Source organism: Bacillus sp. JJ664 (genome assembly GCF_036962205.1).
Lineage (GTDB): Bacteria > Bacillota > Bacilli > Bacillales > Bacillaceae_G > Gottfriedia.
The window spans coordinates 242-4,309 of record NZ_JBALMS010000141.1 but is presented as its reverse complement, the minus strand read 5'-3'; the positions used below and the strand labels follow the sequence as shown (position 1 = coordinate 4,309).

Genomic DNA, 4,068 nt, shown 5'->3' with positions numbered 1-4,068 from the left:
AATTTTATTATTTTTCCTTAAAATCATTATTATTTTTTACTTCATCCAAACTGTCCACTTTGTGTTTAACACCATACCCCTTATTTACAGTAAGAACAAAAGCACCAAAAACTACAAAAATAATGATTCCACTTACAATATAAACGCCAGTCATATTATTCCCCCTAAAAAATGTAATTATATAGAATGTTTAAGTATAATTTATCCAATATATTTTTTACTTTCATCTTATTACATATAACCCCAGATCATACAAAGTAGAGTACCGAAAACTGTAATTAGAGCAATCGCTAAAGCATAATAAATATTGGTATATATAGCACCTTTATCCTTTGTTTCACCAGTATGCATGAACACAACTAACTGTAATCCAGCTTGTAAAAACGCTGTGAGCAGAAGGATTGTCATTTCAATTGCAAATGACCAATTTAGAAAGTAAACGGCAAGTGCAACGCCAGTCAAAACCATTGAGAAAGCGAAACCCTTAACTTGTTTTAGTGGAAATAGTTCTTTCATTTTTACATCAACCCTTTCAAATAGACGAAACTGAAAATAAAGATCCAAACAACGTCTAAAAAATGCCAGTAAAGTGAAAAGATGAATGTTTTATTAGCGATTTCTGGAGTAAGACCTCTTTTTCTTATTTGTAAGATGATAAATAATCCCCAGAAAAAACCAAATGAAACGTGAGCTCCATGTGTGCCTAGTGTTGTTAATAGAATTGCTGTAAACGCACTAGTTTGTAATCCAGCTCCTATATGAACATAGTGAATAAACTCCGATATTTCAAATCCTAAAAACACTAATCCTAACAATAATGTTAATCCAATAAATATCATTACAGGTGTTTTCTTTCCAATTCTCATAGCATGTATAGCGAGCCCAATCAGAAAACTACTTGTCAACAGGACAATCGTTTCAATTAATACTGGAGAAAACTCGAATATTTCTGCACCTGTCGGACCGTTTCCAGTGCGATTAACTAATGTAAAATACGATGCGAAAAGGGTACCGAATAACATGATTTCTGCTCCAAGAAAAATCCAGAAGCCCAATATATTTATTTGATTTTGTTCTGTTTGATATTCTAGTGGTAGCGAGTTATCTATTTTCATCAATTATGCACCTCGCACTTTCTCTATTTCTTCGATTTTATCGACAGTTATATAATGTCCGTTATCAATTTCAAATGATTGATAGGCCATTAATGCAAATATTCCTATTGTCGTTATGATCAGTGGAATCCACATTCCAAATACAAATGAAAATCCCCATACGAACATGATACAAGCCATAATAAAAGGGATTCCACTATTATTTGGCATATGGATTTTATGATATTTACCCTTAAATAATGATTTACCTAGTTTTTTAGATTCCCAGAACGCCTCAATAGAATTCGCGTCAGGTGTAATTGCAAAGTTATATGAAGGAACAGGACTATGAGTAGCCCATTCAACCGTTCTTGCATCCCAAGGATCGGAACTAATATCTCTAGATGCGTAACGTACACTATAATAAATATTAAATACTAGTAGGATGAACCCAATTGCTAGACCAGTTGCACCAATAAAAGATAATAAATTTAATGGACCAAAGCCCGTAGACTCTGAATAAGTATACATTCGGCGAGCTTGACCATCTAATCCAGTAAAGAACATAGGGAAGAACGTTACATTAAAGCTAATAGCGATAAACCAAAACGCCCATTTTCCGATTCTTTCATTTAACATAAATCCAAACATTTTTGGCCACCAATAAGTAAGACCAGCAATCATCGCAAAAACAACGCCAGGTATGATTGTATAGTGGAAGTGAGCAACTAAAAACATCGTGTTATGATACTGGTAATCAGCTGCAGACATACCAAGCATTACACCAGTAACTCCGCCGATTGTAAAAATTGGGATGAAGCCTACAGAGTAAAGCATTGGTACTGTAAACTCAATTTTTCCTCTCCAAAGAGTCAAAATCCAGTTAAAAATCTTAATACCAGTTGGAATAGCAATCGCCATAGTGGTAATGGAGAAGATACTGTTTGTTAATGCACCTTGACCCATAGTAAAGAAATGGTGAGTCCATACTAAAAATGAAAGGAATGAGATAATAATCATAGATAACACCATAGATTTATAACCATATAGATTTCTACGTGCAAAAGTTGAAATAATTTCACTATACACACCGAAAGCAGGTAGTACTAGAATGTATACTTCAGGATGACCCCAAACCCAGAAAAGGTTTGCCCATAGCATATCCATGCCGCCGTTTGATGTAGTAAAGAAATTTGTACCGAATAGTCTGTCCATTGTACCCATTAAAAGGGCTACAGTTAACACTGGAAATGCGAAGACTACAATTGCATTAGCTGTTAAGGCAGACCAAGTGAAAATAGGCATTTTGAATAAAGTTATACCAGGTGCTCTCATTTTAAGAATCGTTGTGACAAAGTTAATTCCAGATATTAAGGTACCTAGTCCCGCAATTTGGAGTGCGATCATATAATAATTTGTTCCTACAGATTGACTCAAGTCATTTCCTGCGAGTGGGAAATAGGATGTCCATCCAGCATCTGGCGAACCACCTATGACAAATGAAATATTTAGTAACATTGCTCCCATGAAAAATAGCCAAAAACTAAGTGCATTCAAACGAGGAAAGGCTACATCGCGAGCACCAATTTGTAGTGGTACTACAAAGTTCATAAGCGCATAGATAAATGGCATTGCCATAAAAATAATCATTACAATACCGTGAGTTGTGAATACTTCATTATAATGTTGTGCATCCAATAAATTATTTTCAGGAATTGCTGTTTGAGCACGCATCATGATTGCGTCTACGCCACCACGAAATAACATTAGCAATGCTGATAATAAATACATAATACCTATTTTTTTGTGGTCGACAGTTGTTAACCATTCTCTCCATAGGTAACCCCATTTTTTAAAATAAGTTAATCCTGCAATGATTGCGATTACTGTTACACCAATTGCAACCATTGATGCATAAATGGCAGGACTTGGGTGAGGAATTGCAAATCTATCAAAATAATCCATTATATTTGACTCCTTATACTTTTAATTAATAAATATGTCGCAGTATTAATGCCCCAAATGTTCACTATGCTTTTCTTCTGGTTTTGAATCAGCATTACTTGAACCATGATGATGACCGCCAGGAGAAGATTCATTTGGTGGAAGATATTTTAAATGAGTTCCTGTGAAAGTTAGTTGTCCAAGGTGACCAGGCTCCAATAACTTAGTAAATTTATCTTCAGTAAGTTTAGGAGCATTTTCCTTAACATCCATTACCCACTTACTAAAATCTTGCTCTGATACTGCTTCAACATTAAAAGTATTTTCTGCAAAACCTTTTCCACTAAAGTTAGCATTTCGACCCATATACTCACCAGGTACATCAGCAGCTAAATGGAGTATCGTAACCATATCTGACATGGCATATTTTTGCCCGCCAAGTTGTGGTATCCAAAAACTTGTAATCGGCCCATCTGAATATAGTCTAAATTCAAGTGGACGTTTCGTTGGCACATACAAATAATTTACGGTTTCAATTTGCTCTTCTGCATAGCTAAAATGCCATTTCCAGTCAGATGACGTAGCATAGATAATTAAAGGTTTTTCATTTTTATATTTTTCTGGCACTGCTTCAACCTTGTTATTACTTTGTACAGAAACAATAGACAGAAAAACAATGATGATGACCGGAATACCGACACATATTAATTCAACAAGCAAACTTCCTTTAATGTAAGGAGGCTCAAAATCATTTTTTTGTTTTGAGGCTCTATACTTAATTAACATAAAAGCTAACATAGCAAAAACCACAATTACGATAACAGACATAATTTGAATCGAAAGGATAATATCCTTTGCTTGAGTCTGAGCCTGTGGTCCTTTAGGATCTAATACCAATAAAGGTTCACATCCTGTTAAGGAAGATAATAAGATGGTACTGGTTATAATAACCATAAATTTAATCAAATTTTTTTTCATTACCAAACCCCATTCTTTTTGTATTGAAATTTCCTTTACGTAAACAATGGGT

At 34.5% G+C, this 4,068-nt stretch carries 5 protein-coding genes; all 5 read right to left on the bottom strand.

The genetic code is table 11. The features are described 5' to 3' along the window. Nucleotides 1–7: 7 nt before the first annotated feature. The 5 genes from ytzI to qoxA all read right to left on the bottom strand — a co-directional run bounded on the left by ytzI (nucleotide 8) and on the right by qoxA (nucleotide 4,016). Entirely contained in the window at nucleotides 8–154 is a 147-nt protein-coding gene (gene ytzI, locus V7056_RS18185; RefSeq protein WP_499703809.1) for a YtzI protein, read from the bottom strand. A gap of 77 nt (nucleotides 155–231) precedes the next feature. After that, on the bottom strand, nucleotides 232–516 hold the full coding sequence (qoxD, locus tag V7056_RS18180) for a cytochrome aa3 quinol oxidase subunit IV (protein WP_499703808.1): 285 nt from the start codon (nucleotides 514–516) through the stop codon (nucleotides 232–234). 2 nt (nucleotides 517–518) lie between these two features. Continuing rightward, complete coding sequence (qoxC, locus tag V7056_RS18175; RefSeq protein ID WP_499703807.1) at nucleotides 519–1,115, bottom strand: cytochrome aa3 quinol oxidase subunit III; 597 nt, start codon at nucleotides 1,113–1,115, stop codon at nucleotides 519–521. A gap of 3 nt (nucleotides 1,116–1,118) precedes the next feature. Beyond that, on the bottom strand, nucleotides 1,119–3,059 hold the full coding sequence (qoxB, locus tag V7056_RS18170; RefSeq protein ID WP_499703806.1) for a cytochrome aa3 quinol oxidase subunit I: 1,941 nt from the start codon (nucleotides 3,057–3,059) through the stop codon (nucleotides 1,119–1,121). A 45-nt stretch (nucleotides 3,060–3,104) separates the two neighbouring features. Further along, nucleotides 3,105–4,016 carry a cytochrome aa3 quinol oxidase subunit II gene (qoxA, locus tag V7056_RS18165; RefSeq protein ID WP_499703811.1) on the bottom strand — a complete coding sequence of 304 codons (912 nt, stop codon included), beginning with the start codon at nucleotides 4,014–4,016 and terminating at the stop codon, nucleotides 3,105–3,107. Between the last annotated feature and the right edge of the window lie 52 nt (nucleotides 4,017–4,068).

Coding starts and splice junctions, on each gene's coding strand:
- ytzI (WP_499703809.1), bottom strand. CDS start 154: ATGACTGGCGTTTATATTGTAAGTGGAATCATTATTTTTGTAGTTTTT.
- qoxD (WP_499703808.1), bottom strand. CDS start 516: ATGAAAGAACTATTTCCACTAAAACAAGTTAAGGGTTTCGCTTTCTCA.
- qoxC (WP_499703807.1), bottom strand. CDS start 1,115: ATGAAAATAGATAACTCGCTACCACTAGAATATCAAACAGAACAAAAT.
- qoxB (WP_499703806.1), bottom strand. CDS start 3,059: ATGGATTATTTTGATAGATTTGCAATTCCTCACCCAAGTCCTGCCATT.
- qoxA (WP_499703811.1), bottom strand. CDS start 4,016: ATGAAAAAAAATTTGATTAAATTTATGGTTATTATAACCAGTACCATC.